Annotated in this window: 16 protein-coding genes and 1 pseudogene; 5 read left to right on the top strand and 12 right to left on the bottom strand. The window is 62.7% G+C overall.

The annotated features are described in order from the left end of the window. Positions 1 to 3: 3 nt before the first annotated feature. Positions 4 to 408, bottom strand: coding sequence for a thiolase C-terminal domain-containing protein (locus ACFFWD_RS01810; protein WP_376960833.1), 405 nt, complete (start codon positions 406 to 408; stop codon positions 4 to 6). Here ACFFWD_RS01810 and ACFFWD_RS01805 point away from each other — a divergent pair. Genes ACFFWD_RS01805 through meaB form a run of 3 tightly spaced genes read left to right on the top strand, consistent with a single transcriptional unit; the run spans position 319 to position 2,546 of the window. Beyond that, on the top strand, positions 319 to 1,218 hold the full coding sequence (locus ACFFWD_RS01805) for an amidase family protein (protein ID WP_376960831.1): 900 nt from the start codon (positions 319 to 321) through the stop codon (positions 1,216 to 1,218). The genes ACFFWD_RS01810 and ACFFWD_RS01805 overlap by 90 nt on opposite strands. Further along, a complete protein-coding gene (locus ACFFWD_RS01800; protein WP_376960829.1) occupies positions 1,215 to 1,628 on the top strand; it encodes a cobalamin B12-binding domain-containing protein in 414 nt (137 codons plus the stop codon). Before ACFFWD_RS01805 ends, ACFFWD_RS01800 begins: the two co-directional genes overlap by 4 nt. A 39-nt stretch (positions 1,629 to 1,667) precedes the next feature. Then, positions 1,668 to 2,546: a methylmalonyl Co-A mutase-associated GTPase MeaB gene (meaB, locus tag ACFFWD_RS01795; RefSeq protein ID WP_376960827.1), complete on the top strand. Its 879-nt coding sequence runs from the start codon at positions 1,668 to 1,670 to the stop codon at positions 2,544 to 2,546. A gap of 14 nt (positions 2,547 to 2,560) precedes the next feature. On the opposite strand, the gene ACFFWD_RS01790 is transcribed toward meaB, so the two are convergent. The 10 genes and pseudogenes from ACFFWD_RS01790 to ACFFWD_RS01745 form a co-directional block, all read right to left on the bottom strand. Beyond that, positions 2,561 to 2,803: a TetR-type transcription factor C-terminal domain-containing protein gene (locus tag ACFFWD_RS01790; RefSeq protein WP_376960825.1), complete on the bottom strand. Its 243-nt coding sequence runs from the start codon at positions 2,801 to 2,803 to the stop codon at positions 2,561 to 2,563. After that, a complete protein-coding gene (locus ACFFWD_RS01785; RefSeq protein ID WP_376960823.1) occupies positions 2,736 to 2,948 on the bottom strand; it encodes a recombinase family protein in 213 nt (70 codons plus the stop codon). The genes ACFFWD_RS01790 and ACFFWD_RS01785 overlap by 68 nt, the downstream gene beginning before the upstream one ends. A 312-nt stretch (positions 2,949 to 3,260) precedes the next feature. Continuing rightward, a pseudogene (locus ACFFWD_RS01780) lies at positions 3,261 to 3,356 on the bottom strand (integrase); the annotation flags it as partial. A 228-nt stretch (positions 3,357 to 3,584) separates the two neighbouring features. Then, a complete protein-coding gene (locus tag ACFFWD_RS01775) occupies positions 3,585 to 4,760 on the bottom strand; it encodes an ABC transporter substrate-binding protein (RefSeq protein ID WP_376960877.1) in 1,176 nt (391 codons plus the stop codon). 73 nt (positions 4,761 to 4,833) lie between these two features. Continuing rightward, positions 4,834 to 5,586, bottom strand: a complete 753-nt coding sequence (locus tag ACFFWD_RS01770; protein ID WP_376960821.1) for an enoyl-CoA hydratase/isomerase family protein — start codon at positions 5,584 to 5,586, stop codon at positions 4,834 to 4,836. A gap of 57 nt (positions 5,587 to 5,643) precedes the next feature. Next, positions 5,644 to 7,644 carry an acetyl/propionyl/methylcrotonyl-CoA carboxylase subunit alpha gene (locus ACFFWD_RS01765; protein ID WP_376960819.1) on the bottom strand — a complete coding sequence of 667 codons (2,001 nt, stop codon included), beginning with the start codon at positions 7,642 to 7,644 and terminating at the stop codon, positions 5,644 to 5,646. Positions 7,645 to 7,660: 16 nt separating this feature from the next. Beyond that, positions 7,661 to 9,268, bottom strand: coding sequence for a carboxyl transferase domain-containing protein (locus tag ACFFWD_RS01760; RefSeq protein WP_376960817.1), 1,608 nt, complete (start codon positions 9,266 to 9,268; stop codon positions 7,661 to 7,663). Positions 9,269 to 9,473: 205 nt separating this feature from the next. Next, positions 9,474 to 9,890, bottom strand: coding sequence for a Zn-ribbon domain-containing OB-fold protein (locus ACFFWD_RS01755; protein WP_376960815.1), 417 nt, complete (start codon positions 9,888 to 9,890; stop codon positions 9,474 to 9,476). Next, a complete protein-coding gene (locus tag ACFFWD_RS01750; protein WP_376960813.1) occupies positions 9,890 to 11,071 on the bottom strand; it encodes a thiolase C-terminal domain-containing protein in 1,182 nt (393 codons plus the stop codon). The genes ACFFWD_RS01755 and ACFFWD_RS01750 overlap by 1 nt, the downstream gene beginning before the upstream one ends. Then, positions 11,068 to 12,609, bottom strand: a complete 1,542-nt coding sequence (locus ACFFWD_RS01745; protein WP_376960810.1) for a class I adenylate-forming enzyme family protein — start codon at positions 12,607 to 12,609, stop codon at positions 11,068 to 11,070. Before ACFFWD_RS01745 ends, ACFFWD_RS01750 begins: the two co-directional genes overlap by 4 nt. 129 nt (positions 12,610 to 12,738) lie before the next feature. Between ACFFWD_RS01745 and ACFFWD_RS01740 the strand changes: the two genes are divergently transcribed. Next, on the top strand, positions 12,739 to 13,548 hold the full coding sequence (locus ACFFWD_RS01740) for an enoyl-CoA hydratase/isomerase family protein (RefSeq protein WP_376960808.1): 810 nt from the start codon (positions 12,739 to 12,741) through the stop codon (positions 13,546 to 13,548). A 62-nt stretch (positions 13,549 to 13,610) separates the two neighbouring features. Here the strand turns inward: ACFFWD_RS01740 and ACFFWD_RS01735 are convergent, their stop codons facing one another. Then, complete coding sequence (locus tag ACFFWD_RS01735) at positions 13,611 to 15,557, bottom strand: AMP-binding protein (protein ID WP_376960806.1); 1,947 nt, start codon at positions 15,555 to 15,557, stop codon at positions 13,611 to 13,613. Between the two features lie 66 nt (positions 15,558 to 15,623). Between ACFFWD_RS01735 and ACFFWD_RS01730 the strand changes: the two genes are divergently transcribed. Next, on the top strand, positions 15,624 to 16,436 hold the full coding sequence (locus tag ACFFWD_RS01730; protein ID WP_376960804.1) for an enoyl-CoA hydratase/isomerase family protein: 813 nt from the start codon (positions 15,624 to 15,626) through the stop codon (positions 16,434 to 16,436). The last annotated feature ends 2 nt before the right edge of the window (positions 16,437 to 16,438 follow it).

Raw genomic sequence — 16,438 nt, 5'->3', positions numbered from 1 at the left:
AGATCACACCTGCGAAGAGTTCTGCAGGATGTGCACGAATCCGGCGCTGCCCAAGCCGGCGTTTTGTTGCAGCCCAGTGCGAGCGCCTTCAACCTGGCGTCGACCGGCACTACCGCGCAGTTGCCACGTAAGTTCCGCGATCTGGGCTAGCCCCGTAGCCCCGAGGGGATGCCCCTTTGACAGCAGGCCGCCGGACGGATTGACTACAATGTCTCCTCCAAAGCTGCTACGGCTTTCGAGGATGAACCGTTCAATCTCGCTTTCGGAGCAAAAGCCGAGCGCTGAATACATCAGTGCCTCATTGCTGGTGAAACAGTCGTGCAGCTCGACGATGTCGATGTCCTTTGGCCCAACCCCGGCATTCTCATAGGCTTTATCTGCGGCATCCCGACCCAGCGCACGGAACATGAGATCCAGCGGATCACCCGCAAAATGTTCGCTACGATCACCTGCGGCGTCAAAGATGTCTTCGATATTGCGGGAGTAACAACGGGCTTTGGCAATCCTGTCTGGGCGCGAACCCATCCGCCGGCCAATGCGCATGCCTGGGCCGTCGAGCGCGTGCGTTCTTGTGGCGCGCAAGTGGTGGGCAAGACCATCTCTGACGAACTGGCCTTCAGTCTCAACGGCGCAAATCATCACTATGGAGCTCCGCTGAACAGCGCTGCGCCCGATCGCCTGACCGGGGGCTCTTCCTGCGGGTCGGCAGCGGCTGTGGCAGCAGGGCTTTGCGACTTCGCGCTCGGAACGGACACCGCCGGCTCCATCCGTGCGCCCGCTAGCTTCTGCGGTCTGTTTGGCTTTCGTCCAACTCATGGCGTTGTGCCTACCACCGGAGTTTGCGCACTTGCACCATCGTTCGACGTCGTCGGATGGTGCGCGCGCGCCCCTGGGATATTGGAGCGGGTGGGAGATGCGCTGTTGCCGCCGGACCAAGTCGACCTCGATCCATCCGTTTTCTACTGGGATGTCGAGGCATGGGGAATTTCCGAAGCGTGTGATGCAACACAAATCCGCCCATTGATTGCCGATCTGCTGTTGCCGAACATCCGTCTTGAGGACGGAAGAGTGAGCGAGCAGGGGCTCGACACTTGGTTCGAGACGTTTCGCGCATTGCAGTTGGCGGAGGTCTGGGCCCAGCTCAAGGACTGGCTGGAGATCGCAAGGCCCGCGCTAGGATCAACACCCCCGCCCCACGAGGAGCCAGTACGCCTATGAGCACTCTCAAGGGAAAGCGGATTTTGATCGCCAAGCCTGGCCTTGACGGTCATGATATCGGAGCAAAAATCATCGCGCTGGCGCTGCGCGATGCCGGCGCCGAAGTGATCTATACGGGACTGCGCAAGACACCAGGCTTCACCGCGCGCGTCGCGGTCGACGAAGATGTCGACGCGGTTGGCCTGTCGCTCCTTTCCGGGAGTCACAAGGAACTGGTCGCCGAAACCATGCAGGAGCTTCGGGCCCTCGATGCGGACGACATTCCCGTGTTTGTCGGCGGCACCATCCCGGTCGAGGATCGCGCAGCGTTGATGGAAACGGGCGTGACGGGTATCTTCACGGCGGAGATGCGACTCGACGACGTCGTTGCGGAAGTCGCGCGCGTGCTCGCGCCGGTGAGGGCTGCGTAGGTGGCTGTGGCAGCAGCTTCGGGCAAGCCGGACGGACAAATGGACCGCCGTGCGCTCGGTCGGTCGCTCTCGAAGATTGCCAACGCGTCGGTTGAGGAAGCGCTGGCCGGCATGCGCGAGATTGCGGGCGGCGCAAGCCGGATCGGAATTACCGGTCCGCCCGGCGCGGGCAAAAGCACCTTGATCGGCCGTCTGGCGCGGCGGCGTCTTGACAACGGCGCTGCAGTTGCCGTTGTGGCGGTCGATCCAACCAGCCCCCACACGCGCGGTGCAATCCTCGGCGATCGCATCCGGATGGATAGCGTTGCCGACGATCCGCGGTTGTTCATTCGGTCTCTGGCAAGCCGTGGGGCGAATGACGGCCTTGCCGACAACATTGCCGACGTGCTGGCGACGCTGGATGGTTACCCGTTCGACGAGGTGATCCTGGAAACCGTGGGCGTCGGTCAGGCGGAATACGCCGTGCGGGCCCTGGTCGACACGCTGGTATTGGTACTCATCCCCGAATCCGGAGATCAGATCCAGGCCATGAAGGCGGGAACGCTCGAGATGGCCGACATCTACGTCATCAACAAGGCGGATCTGCCCGGTGCGGAGAGAATTGCAAGCGAGATCCGCGCCGTCGCGAGATTACGCCGGAGGCTGGCGTCGGACTGGGAGCCACTGGTGATCATGACCGCTGCGGAGAGTCCGGATGGTATCACGGCCCTCAACGCCGCGGTTTCCCGCCATCTGGACTTCGTGCGGGCATCGCGGAACACGGACGAAGTTCGCCGTCTGCGGAGGGAGTATCACGTCAAGAGTCTTATCATGCGCGCCATCGCCGACATCCTGGCGGAAAACCCGGAAGTCATCGATTGCTCTCCCCGCGAGGCCTTTGAACTTGTGGTAGGGCGCTTGAAGGAGCGACGTCCCTGAGAAGGCGTTGAGGTTCACGTCCGACGTATGACGCTGAGCAGCTTGCGAGCAATGCTTGTCGGGGTCTCGCCACCGGGCCGGTACCAGGTGATCGCCCAGTTCATCGACCCCAGCAGTCCAAGCCTGAAGACGCGTAGGTCGATTCCGGCCGGCAATTGAAGCTCCGCGATCAGATCCTTGAACACGGCTTCATAGCTGTCTCGGAGAGGAACGAACTGTTCCGGCATGCTCTCCTTTGCGAGCTGCGAGACCAGCACCGTGGCGAAGCGATTCTCTGAAGAAGCTCTGCCGGTTCCAGATGATTCGCCCGACGTACAATTCGTTTTGCAGGATGCCGTTCAAGCGCTTGCGGCTGCCGGCGATCGTCGAGGCGTTCCAGACGCCGCCACGTGGGCCTGGCACGTTCTTTCTAGCGCAGCCGCGATGTCGCGCGGCGACCTTGCGTCGAGGTCGGCGAAAATTTTGCGGACCATCCCGGCCTGAGCTTTATCAATCTCTAGTTCACCGGGCTTGCCCAGCATCGGCCGGTAGCCGTAGCTGCGCCCGCCGTTGTGTCGGCCGTCGCGGATGACGCCCGCCTGGCCGCGCCGCGTCTTCTGCGCCAGGTCCTTGAGCTAAAGCGATCCCAGCAATCCTTTCACGTCGATGTGGATGCCGCCGGCAATACCGTCCTGTACGGTGCGAATGTTTATGCCCGCGAAGCGAAGTCGCTTGTGAATGCCGCATCGCGAGCCGATCACCTTTATCTGCCTGGGTGACCCGGAATTTCAAACTCTCTTCCAGCCGCATGCCGAAACCCATTTGCAGGCGCGGATATTCGGGCGAGTAAACGGACAATCTGTTCTGCCCGTCGCCGCAGGGGAACGCTTGCTGTAGAGCCAGAACCGGATCGTTCGGGTCGGGGGGCGATTCGTTCCCCGCTACCAATCCTACGATTTTGTACGCCAAACGGGCAGGCAGGACGCGCGGGATTCTACCGGCGCGTCGCACTCGTAAACGTCACTTAGGCTTGGCCTCTCCTGCCAAGCTTGAATCGCCCTATTTCTTGAGAAGCGCGCACTTCGACTCGTTGACGGGCCGGTAGGCGTTCTCGCCTTTGACCGTTTTCACGATCTCCAGATAGTCCCACGGCTCCTTCGACTCGGACGGTTTCTTGACGCGGGCGAGGTACATGTCGCGAATGACCCGGCCATCCTCGCGCAGCTTGCCGCCATGCACGAACGCGTCATCGATTGGCAGTTCGCGCATCTTGGCCATCACCGCGGCCGAATCGTCGGTACCTGCCGCCTGGATCGCCTTGAGATAGTGGAGCACGGAGCCGTAGACGCCACTGTGGATCATCGTCGGCATGACCTTGGTTCTGGCGAAGAATTTCTTCGACCAGGCGCGGGTGGCCTCATCCATGTTCCAGTAGGAAGCCGTGGTCATGTAGGTGCCTTGCGCAGCCTGCAGGCCAACAGCGTGCACATCGGTGTCAAACATCAGGAGGCCGACCAGCTTCTGTCCAGCCTGGACCAGCCCGAATTCGCCGGATTGCTTGATGGCGTTGTCGGTGTCCTGGCCGGCGTTCGCGAATGCCACCACATCGGCCTTGGAGTTCTGCGCCTGCAGGACGAAGGAGGAAAAATCCGCCGTGTTGGTCGGATGCCGCACGCTGCCGAGGACCTTGCCGTCCAGCTCCTTGATGAAACGTGTGGCGTCCTTCTCTAGTTGCTGACCGAATGCATAGTCCGCGGTGACAAAGAACCAGGACTTGCCGCCCTCGTTGAGGACCGCCGAGGCCGTCACCTTGGAAAGTGCATAGGTGTCGTAGGCGAAGTGAACCGTATTGGGGCTGCACAGCTCGTCTGTCAGGGAACTGGCGCCGGGCCCGGAGAGCAGGGCGATCTTGTTGCGCTCCCTGACCATGTTGTGGACCGCGATCGCAATTCCCGAATTCGGAATGTCGGCAACGGCATCGACCTTGCCGTTGTCGAACCAGTCCCGCACGATCTGCAGGCCGACATCGGTTTTCATCTGGTGATCTGTGCTGACGATCTCGATCGGCTTGCCCAGAACCATCGGGCCGAATTCCTCGACCGCCATTTTCGCCGCCTCGACTGATCCGGGACCGCTGTTGTCGCGCCCCCAGCTGGAAAGATCGGTCAGGACGCCGATGCGGACGACGTCATTCGATATCTGCGCGGACGCCGTCGATGTCGCCGCGGCGAGCATGGCCAGGGCCAGGAAATGCTTCTTCACGTAGTCTCCCTCGTTTTCCTATGGTGGGTGGCGGGTTCAGGTATGGCTAGTTGCCGCCGAATCGGGGCTTGCGCTTCTCGCGAAAGGCGTTGATGCCTTCGCGTGCGTCGGCATGCGTCAACAGGAACGGAAAGCCGTCGATCGCGTGGCGCATCTCATCGCCGCCGAGCCCGCGGTTGTAGAACGACTTCGCCATCTGCACGGCAAGGCGGGGTTGCGCAGCAATGCGCTCCGCGAACGTCAGCGCCTCAGGAAGAAGTCTGTCACCGGGGACAGCGCGAGACACGATGCCGAGGCGACATGCTTCGTCAGCGCTGACAGGCTCGCCGAGCATGCTCATTTCCTTGGCTTTCGCGCGGCCGACGATGTCACCCAGACGCACGATGGCGAAGCCTGGCAATATCCCAAGCTTGATTTCCGGTACGGCGAAACGGGCACTTTCCGCAGCGATGATGAAGTCGCATGCGATCGCAAGCTCGAAGCCGCCGCCATAAGCGATGCCGTTGACCGCGGCTATCACCGGCTTGAGCGCACGTTCCGGCGCGGCGAGAACATCCATGGCGTCGATGAAGAACGCGCGCGCCTTCTCCGGGTCGAAATCGAAATTGCCGATATCGGCGCCGGCACAGAATGCCTTGCCGCCGGCGCCCGTAATGACGGTTACGCGGACCGCGTCGTCCTGATCGGCGCGCTTCAGGCCTTCGAGAATGCCTGTGCGAATACCGGTGGTCAGAGCGTTCAGCTTGTCCGGTTCGTCGAGCGTCAAGACCGCGATCTTGCCCCGGACCTCGTAGTTCACGCTTTCCAATCGCAACATGTTCATCCCTGAATTGTCATGAATGTCTTGAAGACCACGCTATTGCGCGGCCTGATCCGGCTCGACGACGGCAACGATCGCATTTCGCTCAACGGTTTCACCGGGCTTGATGTGAACCGCGGTGACGACGCCGTCCACCTCACTGGCAATACGGAGCTCCATCTTCATGGACTCCATGACGACGGCCGTGTCTCCGGCTTTCACGCGAGTGCCAACTGCGACATTGACCTTCAACACCGCGCCCGTCATTGGGGCGCGCAGTTCACCGCTGATCTCGGAACTCGTGCTGATGTACCTGAGATAGGGGATAGCGATCATCGTGTGCGCGCGGCGCGGATCGTGCACAAAGATGCAGTTATCCTTCTGGCGGATACGTACCGTCTCGCGCCGTGAGTTCACCACGGCGACAAATTCGTCATTGCCGATCGGCGAAAGCTTCACCGCAATCCGGTCGTCGTTTACGCCGATCAGCATCGAACCGTCGGGCTGCAGCGGAGCGAAGCGGATTTCTGCGCTGGTGCCTGCGCTCTCAAGGTGCAGCAGGGGGATCGGGGACATCCCGTCGCCTCCGGTCCCCATGTGCCAGCCGGTCAATCCGCTGGAGCGCCACGGGCCCTCGGACATAGATTGGCGCTGGCGCATCATCCAGAAATAGGCTCCCAGCGCGAGCGCTCCTGCGTCGATGTCATCGGTCCGGTCCACAAGTGTGTCGAATTCCTCATCGATCAGGCGTGTATGGAATGTGGCGTTCCGGGTCGCGGGCAGGGCGATCAGTCGTCCGAGAAACTCCCGATTGGTGGTGACACCGAAGATCGAGGTCTCGTCGAGCGCGCGGCGAAGCTTATCGAGCGCCTGATCGCGCGTCGCGGCGTGCGCGATGAGCTTGGCGAGCATCGAGTCGTAGTAAGGTGTCACGGTCGAGCCGTTCTCCACACCGGTCTCGACGCGGATGTCGTCGCGGGGAAAGCTGACATAGGCGAGGTCGCCCGTGGACGGCATGAAGCCGTCGTTCGGATCCTCGGCGCAGATGCGGGCCTCGACGGCATGCCCGCGGCACGTGATATCGTCCTGCGCCGTCGGCAAGCCTTCGCCGGCGGCGATGCGAAGCATCGTTTCGACGATATCCATACCCGTCACCATCTCCGTCACGGGATGCTCGACCTGGAGGCGTGGATTAACCTCCAGGAAGTAGTACTCGAGGCCGCTGACGACGAACTCGACCGTGCCGACGCCGCGATAGTTGAGGCGACGGCCGAGTCGGACGGCGTCGCCAAGGATGCGCGCACGAAGCTCTGGCGGCAGGTTGGCGGCAGGGGCTTCCTCGATCAGCTTCTGGTGACGGCGCTGGAGCGAGCATTCGCGCTCGAACAGATGAACGACGTTGCCGTTGCCATCTCCTGCGATTTGCACCTCGAGGTGCCGGCCGCGCTGGATCAGTTTTTCCACGATGAGGCCGGCGTCGCCAAAGGCATTTCTGGCCTCGCGCATCGCGGACTCGATTTCGTCGCGCAGTCCGTCGAGAGAGGAGATCGCCCGCATGCCCTTGCCGCCGCCGCCGGCCGCAGCCTTTAGCATGACGGGCAGCTCGAGTTTGCGGATGGCGCGTTCGATCTCGGCAGGGTCGTGGCTCGGAGCCTTGGTGCCGGGCACCGTCGGAACGTCGGCCGCAGCGGCCTCGTGTTTCGCGGATGCCTTGTCGCCGAGCCGCTCGATGGTCTCCGGCGTCGGCCCGATGAAGGCCAGTCCGGCCGCCTCGACCGCGCGGGCGAAGGCGGCGTTCTCGGCCAGGAAGCCGAATCCCGGATGAATCGCTTCGGCGCCGGTGGCCTTTGCGGCGGCGATCACGGCGTCGATCCGCAGGTAGCTCTCCGAGGCTGGTGCGCCACCGATCTCGATGGATTCGCCGATGGACTTGACGTGCAAGGCGTCGGCATCCGCGGTGGAATGAACGCCGGCCACCGCAACGCCGAGACGTCGACAGGTGCGGGCGATGCGGCAGGCGATTTCGCCTCGGTTGGCGATCAGGATCTTCTTGAACACGGCTGGTCTCCTGCGTTTACATCCGGAACACGCCGAAATCGGTGTGCTGATGCGGGATCCTGCCGGCGAGGTCGAGTAGCAGCGCCATCACGCTGCGGGTTTCGAGCGGATCGATCACCATGTCGCACCAGGTGTTGCGGGCGAAGTTGTAGGCATTGGCGAAGGCTTCGAACGTCTGCCGGGTCGGCGCCATGTAGGCCTCGCGCTCGGCGTCGGTCCACGTCGTACCTTCGCGCTTGTGCACTTCGTCGCGGACCATCGCGAGCGTCGTGGCGGCCTGGTCGGGACCCATGATCGCGGAACGGGCGTTGGGCCACATCATCATTGCGTTCGGCCGGAACGCGCGGCCGCACATCGCGAGGTATCCCGCACCGTAGGCGTTGCCGATGATCAGCGTGTATTTCGGCACATTGGCGCTCGCCATCGCCGTGACCATCTTCGCCCCGTTCTTGGTGATGCCGCTTTCCTCGGCATCGCGGCCGACCATGAAGCCGGTGACGTCGGCCATGAACAGCAGCGGAATGTCACGCTTGCAGCACAGCTCGATGAAATGCGTCGCCTTCAGCGCGCTCTCGGAAAACAGCACACCGTTGCTGCAGAGGATGCCGATCTCGAAGCCCATGATCCGTGCGAAACCGGTAATGAGAGTGTCGCCGTAGAGCGGCTTGAATTCATGGAATTCGCTGCCGTCTACGAGACGGGCAAGGATGTCGCGATTGTTGGTGGGAACGCGGGGATCCGAGCTGATCAGACCATAGAGTTCTGCCGGATCGAGCAGGGGATCGCGTACCGGGCCGATCGTCCAGCTCTGCTTTGGGATTTCGCCGAGGTTGGCCACGATCTCGCGCGTGACGGCAATCGCGTGTGCGTCGTTCTCGGCGAGATGATCGGTTACTCCGCTGATGCGGCTGTGCATCTCGCCGCCGCCCAGTGCCTCGATGCCGACTTCCTCGCGCGTGGCGGCGTAGACGAGCTGCGGGCCGCCCAGGAACATCGCACCCTGGTTTCTGATGATGACGGTCTCATCGCACAGGGCGGGTATGTAGGCGCCGCCCGCCGTCGACGGACCGTGCACGATCGCGATTTGCGGGATGCCTTCGGCGGACATCCGGACCTGGTTGTAGAAGATCGAGCCGAATTGGCCGTCGTCGGGGAAGATGTCGGGCTGGTCGGGCAGATTGGCGCCACCCGACTGGATCATGGTCACGCACGGAAGCCGGTGCTGCCAGGCGAAGCGCTGGGCGCGGACGTGCTTCTTGCAGGTGATGCCGTAGTAGGTCCCGCCCTTCACGGTGGGCTCGTTGACGATGATCATGCAAGGGCGGCCGGATATCATTCCGACGCCCGTGATAATGCTGCCGCCGGGCGGCACGCCGTCGTACAGCCCTTCGCCCGCAAGCTGACAGAATTCGAGGAATGGCGATCCGGGATCGATCAGGGCCGCGATCCGCTCGCGCGGCAAGAGCTGGTCACGCTCCTTGTGCAGCTTGCGCGCACGCTCGGGCCCGCCGATCGCAGCCGCGGCCCGGCGACGTAGAAGATCGGCGACACGTGCGGAGTAAGCGTCGCGGTTGCGTAGATATTCCTCACTCGAGGTGACGACGTCCGATTTCATGATCGCCATTGCGCGCGCCCCTGGTTGCTAGGCTCGCCCATCGATGGCTTGCCGATGTTGTTGTGGATTGCTCTGCAGGTCACGCGCATTTCGGTGTCCGAATGCGCGTCTGTCCGTGGGTAAAGTTGAAATTCATCTGGCTGATCATCCCGTAAAAATCTAACGATTGTTAGAATCAGTCGCGCGCCGATGCAAGGAGAACTCATGCAAGCCTCTAGGCTTTCCGGAATCGCGGCAGCGTGATGTCGTCGGAGGCGCGTTCGAAGATCAGCTCGACATCCATGTCGAAGGTGACGTCCGCCGGGTTACTTCCGGTCAGGGTGCTGATCATGCGCGGCCCTTCTGCGAGCTCGACGAGCAGTACCGCGTACGGAACGTCGGCCTTGAAGGCCGCGCCCGGCGCGCGATGCACCACGCTGAAGGAGTGGACCTTGCCTCGGCCCCGTGCCGGCCTGTGCTCAAGCTCCTCGCCGCCGCACTGACGGCACGTCGCTTGCTGATAATACTGCACATGCCGGCACCGGCGGCAGTGCTGCAGAAGCAGCTTTCCCTCTTGCAAGCCGCGCCAGAACACGGCCGTGTCGGCGTCCGGGGCGGGGAGGGGCTTTCGGGCAGCGTCTTCGACCGACATCACAAGGCCTCCCGCGTGCCCAGAACGGTGCTGGCGTTGGTCGCAAATCCTGCTCCAAGGCTGTGCACCAGCCCAAGCTGCGCGCGCTCGACTTGCCGATCGCCGCACTGGCCGCGTAGTTGCGCGATCACCTCATGGAAGTGAAACAAGGAGCCAGGCATTCCCGAATGGGCGAACGACAAGAGGCCACCATGAGTGTTGGACGGAATTTGTCCGCCATATGTCATCTGCCCGTCGGCGACGAACGGTCCGCCTTCTCCTTTGCGACAGAAGCCCAGATCCTCGACCATCATGATCACGGTTCCGGTGAAGCAATCGTAGATACCGGCAACATCCATGTCGGCCGGTCCGTAACCGGCCATGGCATAGGCAAGTCGGCCAGACTCGACTGCCCCCGTCGATGTAAGGGAAGGCATCAGGAAGATGTGCTCGTGGGTGTAGCACTCGCCGCAGCCAAGGATGTAGACAGGGCTTTCGATGCCGAGCGTCTCGGCATGTTCGGCGGAAGCGAGGACGAACGCCGCTCCACCGTCCGATATCAATGAACAGTCAAGCTTGTGATAGGGCGTGGTGACCATCGGCGAGGCGAGCACGTCCTCGACCGTGATCGGCGTTGTCTGCTGCGCGCCCGGGGTCCGCGCCGCGTGGCGCCTGTGCACCACCGCGACCTCGGCAAGTTGCTCGGCCGTGGTGCTGAATTCCTTCATATGCCGGTGCGCGGTCATCGCGAAGGTATTGGCAACGGGAATTCCGAACGGCATTTCGTATTGCTGATCCCGGCTCTCGGTGAGGGAACGCAGCGCGAGATCCGGCGTCAGTCCGGTCAGAAGGCTGTCAGCCGCGACAACCAGCACGACCTTGGCAAGGCCGCCGTGGATGGCAGCCGCGCCAATGCTGAACATCGTCGCCGCCGTGGCACCGGAGACTTGCAGAGTGTTGGAGAATGTGGGGCGAATCCCGAAATATTCGCTGAATGCGACGCTGAAGCGATGGAAAGGAGACGCGAAAGCATGGCTCGAGAGGACGCCGTCCACTTCGCTCTTTGATATCCCGGCATCGGCCAGCGCGTTCCTGGCTGCCTCGGCAGCAAGCGAGAGCGGGCTGCGGCCCGGCACCTTGCCGACCGCCGACATTCCGGTGCCGATGACGGCGACCTTTCCTCGAAGACTGGTGTCGCTCATGTGGAGGCCTTCAACAGGCGTTCGAGTTCGTGGCGCTGGACCTTGCCGCTCGTGGAGCGCGGAAATTCGTCAAAGGCGATGAAGCGGAATTCACGCGGCCGCTTGTAGCCGGCCAGTTCGCGGCGGCACAAATCGACGAGCTCGGCCTCCGTCGGCTGGGCATCGGTACGGCATGCAACAAAAGCAACGGGAGCCTCCCCCCACCGGGCGTCGGCGGCGCGCACGACCGTGACCTCCGTGATCCGCTCGTCGCTCAGCAGCACGCGCTCGATCTCGGCGGGATAGATGTTCTCGCCGCCCGACTTGATCAGGTATTTGGCGCGGTCGACGAAATCGAGCGATCCGTCGTGGTTGCGCCTGAATACGTCGCCCATGTGAAACCAGCCGCCGCGGAAGTCGTGCGCGTTGGTCTCGTCGGCCTGCCAATAGCCCGAGAACAGTGTGGGGCTTCGGATCGCCAATTCGCCGGGCTCGCCGGGTGTAACCTCGTTGTCGGATGAATCGACGAGTTTGATCTCGCAGAATGCGTTCTGACGCTTGGACAGGCTCGCCGGCACCTCACCCGGAGCGATCAACGCCCTTGTCGCAGGCGGCAGGCCGGTTTCGGTCGAGCCGAAACTGTTGAGATAGGGGGCATCGAGAAGCTCGGTCACCGCGGCGATGGCGTGCGGGGGCACGAGGTCCGCCATGGCCCCGCAAACCTGCACACCCTTGACGTTCGCCCGTTGCGCCTCCAGGCCCTCGACGAGGGCCTCCACCATGCCGGGGATCAGTACCAGCCAGCCGATGTCGTGCCGGGATACCGCCGTCAACAGCGGTTCGAGCTGGAATCCGTCCACCACAATAACCGTTCCGCCGCGCAACAGCGTGGCGAGTGCATGATCGGTCGATGCCATGTGGAACAGGGGTGTCCACGCGACGAACGTCGCGTGCGGCGCTATGCCGAGCTCCGACGAGAAGACCAGCGCGCGCATCACCATCGCGCGGTGCGAAATGACGGCGCCCTTCGGCAGGCCAGTCGTTCCGCTCGTGTAGAGAATGACTAGTCCGTCTTCGGGCCGCGCCACGGGCGGGGGGGCGCGCCCATCCTGCCGCGCGAGCTCGCTTTCATATCGTGGCCCGATCTCCAGGATCGGGTTGATCCTGGCCGCGGGGGGAAGGCTTGCAGCGAGATCGGCCTCGACGACCAGCAGCTTGGGCGACACCAGCTCGATGCAATAGGCGAGCTCGCGTTCCGACAATCGCCAGTTCAAGCATGCCGTAATGATCCCCAGGTTGGCGGCTGCCAGCTCGATCTCGAGATATTCTGGGCGATTTCGCGACAAGAGGCCAAGGCGGTCACCCCGCCGCAATCCCCGCGCGGCGAGGGCAGCAGTCAGACGATGCACCCGGTCGCGTAATTCGCCATAGGTCACACGCCTCTCGCGGTGTTCGATCGCGACCCTTCCGGCATGGAGTTCGGCGCAGACATTGAATAGCGCTCCGACGGTTCCAATACCGGATACGGCGCCAATCTGGGGACTGAACTCAGTTACCATGCACGTTTCCTCGAGCGCTGCCTTTCGACAATCTTCCAAACCGGTGCTTGCGCCGGCGGATTACAAATTCTAACATTTGTTAGAAACAATTGGTAGTGCTTCTTATTCGTCAACAGCGGGAACATCAACATGTCCAATCGATACGCCACCTACACCAGGCTGAAGCTCGACTATCCGGCCGAACGGATATTGAGGATCACCTTCGACCGTCCCGAGACGTATAATTCCGTCGACGCGGAGACCCATACGCAGCTCACCCACATCTGGCGCGACATCGACAACGATCCCGATATCAACGCCGTCATCGTCACGGGCGCGGGCAAGGCGTTCTCGGCCGGCGGCGATTTCGAGCTGATCAAGTCGCTGCTCGACAATCCGGCGGCGCGGATGGCCACCTGGAAGGAGGCGAAGGACCTCGTCTACAACGTCATTAACTGCAACAAGCCGATCATCTCGGCCATCAACGGCGTTGCCGTGGGAGCTGGCCTCGTCGTCGGAATCCTCGCCGATGTGTCGATTTGCGGCAAATCGGCGCGGATCGTCGATGGACACACGCGCCTCGGCGTCGCGGCGGGCGACGTCGCCTGTATCATCTGGCCGCTGCTGTGCGGACTGGCGAAGGCGAAATACTATCTGCTCACATGCAAGCCGTTGTCGGGCGAGGAGGCCGAGCGGATCGGGCTGGTTTCGCTGTGTGTGGAAGATGCGGAGCTCCAGAAGATCGCGCTCGAGACGGCGCAGGATCTCGCAACCGGCGCCCAGAGCGCGATCCGCTGGACCAAATACGCCTTGAACAACTGGCTTCGTGTCAATGGGCCGTTGTTCGACACGTCGACGGCCCTTGAAATCCTTGGGTTTGCCGGCAACGAGGCGCGCGAGGGATTGGCTTCTCACCTGGAGAAGCGCAAACCTTCGTTCCCGACGGATTGCCCGATCTAGTCGCGATCGGTACGCGTCGAGGCAACTGACCTGGCTGGTTGCCTCGACGTCTGCCTTGGCCGCTACGTCTTAAGTCTGAGCCGGATATGTGCGATAGCCTCCGGATTAGCGAGCGCCGACAGGTCGCCGGGGTCCTTGTCCTCGAAGACGGCGCGTAGCACGCGGCGCATGATCTTCATGTTGCGCGTCCTTGGCAGATCGTCGACCAATAGAACCCTCTCCGGGCGGTACGAGGCGCCCATGCCGTGCACCAGTGCCTGGGACAGTTCCTCGGGCAGGGTCGACGACTCCTGTAGTCCTGCGCTCGGCACGCAGGCGCACACGATCGCCGAGCCCTTCACCGGATGAGGAATGCTGAAGACCGCAGCTTCCGCGACCTTGCCGGTCGCGGTCAGGATGCCTTCCAGTTCGGCCGGACCGACGCGCTTTCCCGAGATCTTGATGGTGTCGTCCGAGCGGCCGAGAATGTAGTAGAGGCCGTCCTTGCCGCGCATAGCGAAGTCGCCGTGCACCCAGATCCCGGGGATCGTATTCCAGTAGCTGTCGAGATAGCGCTGGTCAGCCTTCCACAGGCTCTTGGTGAGCCCGATCGATGCGTGACGCAGAACGAGCTCGCCGACCTCGCCGTCGCCGGCGCGACGGCCGGCCATGTCGACTATGTCTGCGCCGACCCCGAGCGCCGGTCGCGAGAACGAGCATGGGTTCATCGGATGGTTGGGCGTGCCGGTGAAAATGCAGCCGCCGACTTCCGTGCCGCCGGAGATGTTGATGATCGGAATCTTCGACTTGCAAACGTGCTCGAAGAACCATCTCCACGGCGTTTCTGTCCAGGCTTCGCCGCCCGAAGCGGTCATCCGCAGGCTCGAGAGGTCGTATCTCTCGACCTCCTCGCCGTATCGCATCATTCCCCGCACGATGGTCGGCGATACGCCGAGATAGGTGACCTTGTGCTCCTCGATGAGGCGCCAGAAGCGGCCCGTATCGGGATAATCCGGCGTTCCCTCCGCGACCAGCAGCCGGCCGCCGGCAAAGCTTGGGATACACGCGCACATCGCGCCCACCATCCATCCCATGTCGCTGAAGAAGAAGAAGAGATCGGTCGGCTTGAAGTCGCCGCAGATGATCATGTCCCGCGTCACCATGGAGCCGATGAAGCTGATATGCGTCCACACGCAACCCTTCGGCTCGCCGGTCGTGCCCGAGGTGTAGAGCAGGATGGCGGGATCCTCGGCGTCCATCTCGGTGGTCGGAAGGTCCGCGCCTTCTCGGGTGACTTCGTCCCACCATTGGTCCCGCCCAGCGCGCATGGGTGTGTCGATGCCGAGCCCGCCGCGGTCGGCCACAATGACATGCTGGACGCTCGGTGAAGCGTCGAGCGCCTCGTCAAGGACCGATTTCAGCGGGGCCGGAGCGCCACGGCGCCAGGTGCCGTTTGCTGTGATGACCGCTTTCGCTTCGCCGTGGTTGAGCCGCGAGCGGATCGGGTCGGGGCCAAAGCCTGAGAATAGCGGCATCACGATCGCGCCGATCTTCAGGATCGCAAAGAAGGCCACGAATGTTTCCGGTAGGTTCGGCATGTAGATGGCGACGACGTCACCCTTGCCTATGCCGAGCTGGCGCAGGCCGGAGGCCAACCGTCCGACGGAGGTGGCAAACTCGCCGTAGCTCAATCGACGCTGTTCGTGCTTGTCCTCGCCTTCCCAGATCAGAAAAGGCTTGTCCCAGACTGCCGTGCCGCGGTGCCTGTCGATGCAGTTGAGGACGATGTTCGTGGTCCCGCCGACGCACCAGCGCGCCCACGGCTCGCCTCGCGCACGATCCAGAACCTTGTCGAAACTGCGATAGAAGCGAACATCGCAGAACTTGAACACTTCTTCCACGAGCCACGCCGGATCGGCGTCCGCCTTGGCGGCCAGTGCGTCGTAGTCGGGTTGCCCCGTAGCGCGAAGAAACGCACTCAGGTTGCTCCTCTCCACGAGTTTCGCGGGCGGCGTCCAGAGATGCGCCATCTTGTTTCCTCCTTCAAGCCCTTCGCCATTCTGTTGCATTCGGCGTGCGGCGATGTATTCTAACAAATGTTAGAATACAAGGAAGAAGATATTGTGACTCACAAAGAACAGGTCCTCTATGCGGTCGAGGGCGGCATTGCGACTGTGACGATCGACCGCCCTGAGCGGAAGAACGCGCTGTCAGTCGAGGCCATGAATGGTTTGACGGATGCATGGAGCAGGGTGGAAGCCGATCCGTCGGTGCGCGTCGTCATTCTGACCTCGGCGGACTGCGGCGTGTTCTGCGCGGGACTCGACCTGAAACAGGCAGCGGAGATCCGGGCGCGGGATGGAGTGGATATCCTGACGCTGATGCGCGATCCGATGCAGAATGCGATGCGGAAGGTCTCCAAGCCGATCATCGCCGCCATGACCGGTTCCTTGATGGCCGGCGGGATGATGCTGGCGCTGAAGTGCGACCTGAGGGTCGCGTTGCGCGGCATGCGTGCCGGGATCACTGAAGTGAAGATGGGGCGCGGGACGCCCTGGGCAGTGCCGTTGCTGTGGATGCTGCCGCAGCCAATGCTGATGGAAATGGTTCTCACCGGAGAGACGATGCCGATCGAGCGACTGGCCGAGCATGGGTTTGTCAATTCTCTCGAAGAAACGCCGCAGGCGGTCCGGGGGCGTGCGCAGGAGCTGGCGCTCAAGATTGTGGAGGGCGCGCCGCTGTCGGTCAAGGCGGCCAAGGCCAGCGTGCTCGCCGCGATGGATCTCGGCTACGCGCAAGGACTCGTCGAAGCCGAGCGGCTCCATATCGAGACCTATGCAAGTCTCGATGCCGTCGAGGGGCCGAAAGCCTTCGCGGAGAGGCGCAAGCCGGTGTGGCAGGGCAGGTAGTG

It is taken from the genome of Bradyrhizobium erythrophlei (assembly GCF_042430365.1).
Classification (GTDB): domain Bacteria; phylum Pseudomonadota; class Alphaproteobacteria; order Rhizobiales; family Xanthobacteraceae; genus Bradyrhizobium; species Bradyrhizobium erythrophlei.
The sequence above is the reverse complement of the archived record's forward strand: the minus strand, read 5'-3'. Positions and strand labels throughout refer to the sequence as shown.

What these genes read in the sequence shown, in the direction of transcription:
- ACFFWD_RS01810 (WP_376960833.1), bottom strand. Translation starts at nt 408, where the DNA reads ATGTTCCGTGCGCTGGGTCGGGATGCCGCAGATAAAGCCTATGAGAAT.
- ACFFWD_RS01800 (WP_376960829.1), top strand. Translation starts at nt 1,215, where the DNA reads ATGAGCACTCTCAAGGGAAAGCGGATTTTGATCGCCAAGCCTGGCCTT.
- meaB (WP_376960827.1), top strand. Translation starts at nt 1,668, where the DNA reads ATGGACCGCCGTGCGCTCGGTCGGTCGCTCTCGAAGATTGCCAACGCG.
- ACFFWD_RS01775 (WP_376960877.1), bottom strand. Translation starts at nt 4,760, where the DNA reads ATGCTCGCCGCGGCGACATCGACGGCGTCCGCGCAGATATCGAATGAC.
- ACFFWD_RS01760 (WP_376960817.1), bottom strand. Translation starts at nt 9,268, where the DNA reads ATGGCGATCATGAAATCGGACGTCGTCACCTCGAGTGAGGAATATCTA.
- ACFFWD_RS01755 (WP_376960815.1), bottom strand. Translation starts at nt 9,890, where the DNA reads ATGTCGGTCGAAGACGCTGCCCGAAAGCCCCTCCCCGCCCCGGACGCC.
- ACFFWD_RS01750 (WP_376960813.1), bottom strand. Translation starts at nt 11,071, where the DNA reads ATGAGCGACACCAGTCTTCGAGGAAAGGTCGCCGTCATCGGCACCGGA.
- ACFFWD_RS01745 (WP_376960810.1), bottom strand. Translation starts at nt 12,609, where the DNA reads ATGGTAACTGAGTTCAGTCCCCAGATTGGCGCCGTATCCGGTATTGGA.
- ACFFWD_RS01740 (WP_376960808.1), top strand. Translation starts at nt 12,739, where the DNA reads ATGTCCAATCGATACGCCACCTACACCAGGCTGAAGCTCGACTATCCG.
- ACFFWD_RS01735 (WP_376960806.1), bottom strand. Translation starts at nt 15,557, where the DNA reads ATGGCGCATCTCTGGACGCCGCCCGCGAAACTCGTGGAGAGGAGCAAC.
- ACFFWD_RS01730 (WP_376960804.1), top strand. Translation starts at nt 15,624, where the DNA reads ATGTTAGAATACAAGGAAGAAGATATTGTGACTCACAAAGAACAGGTC.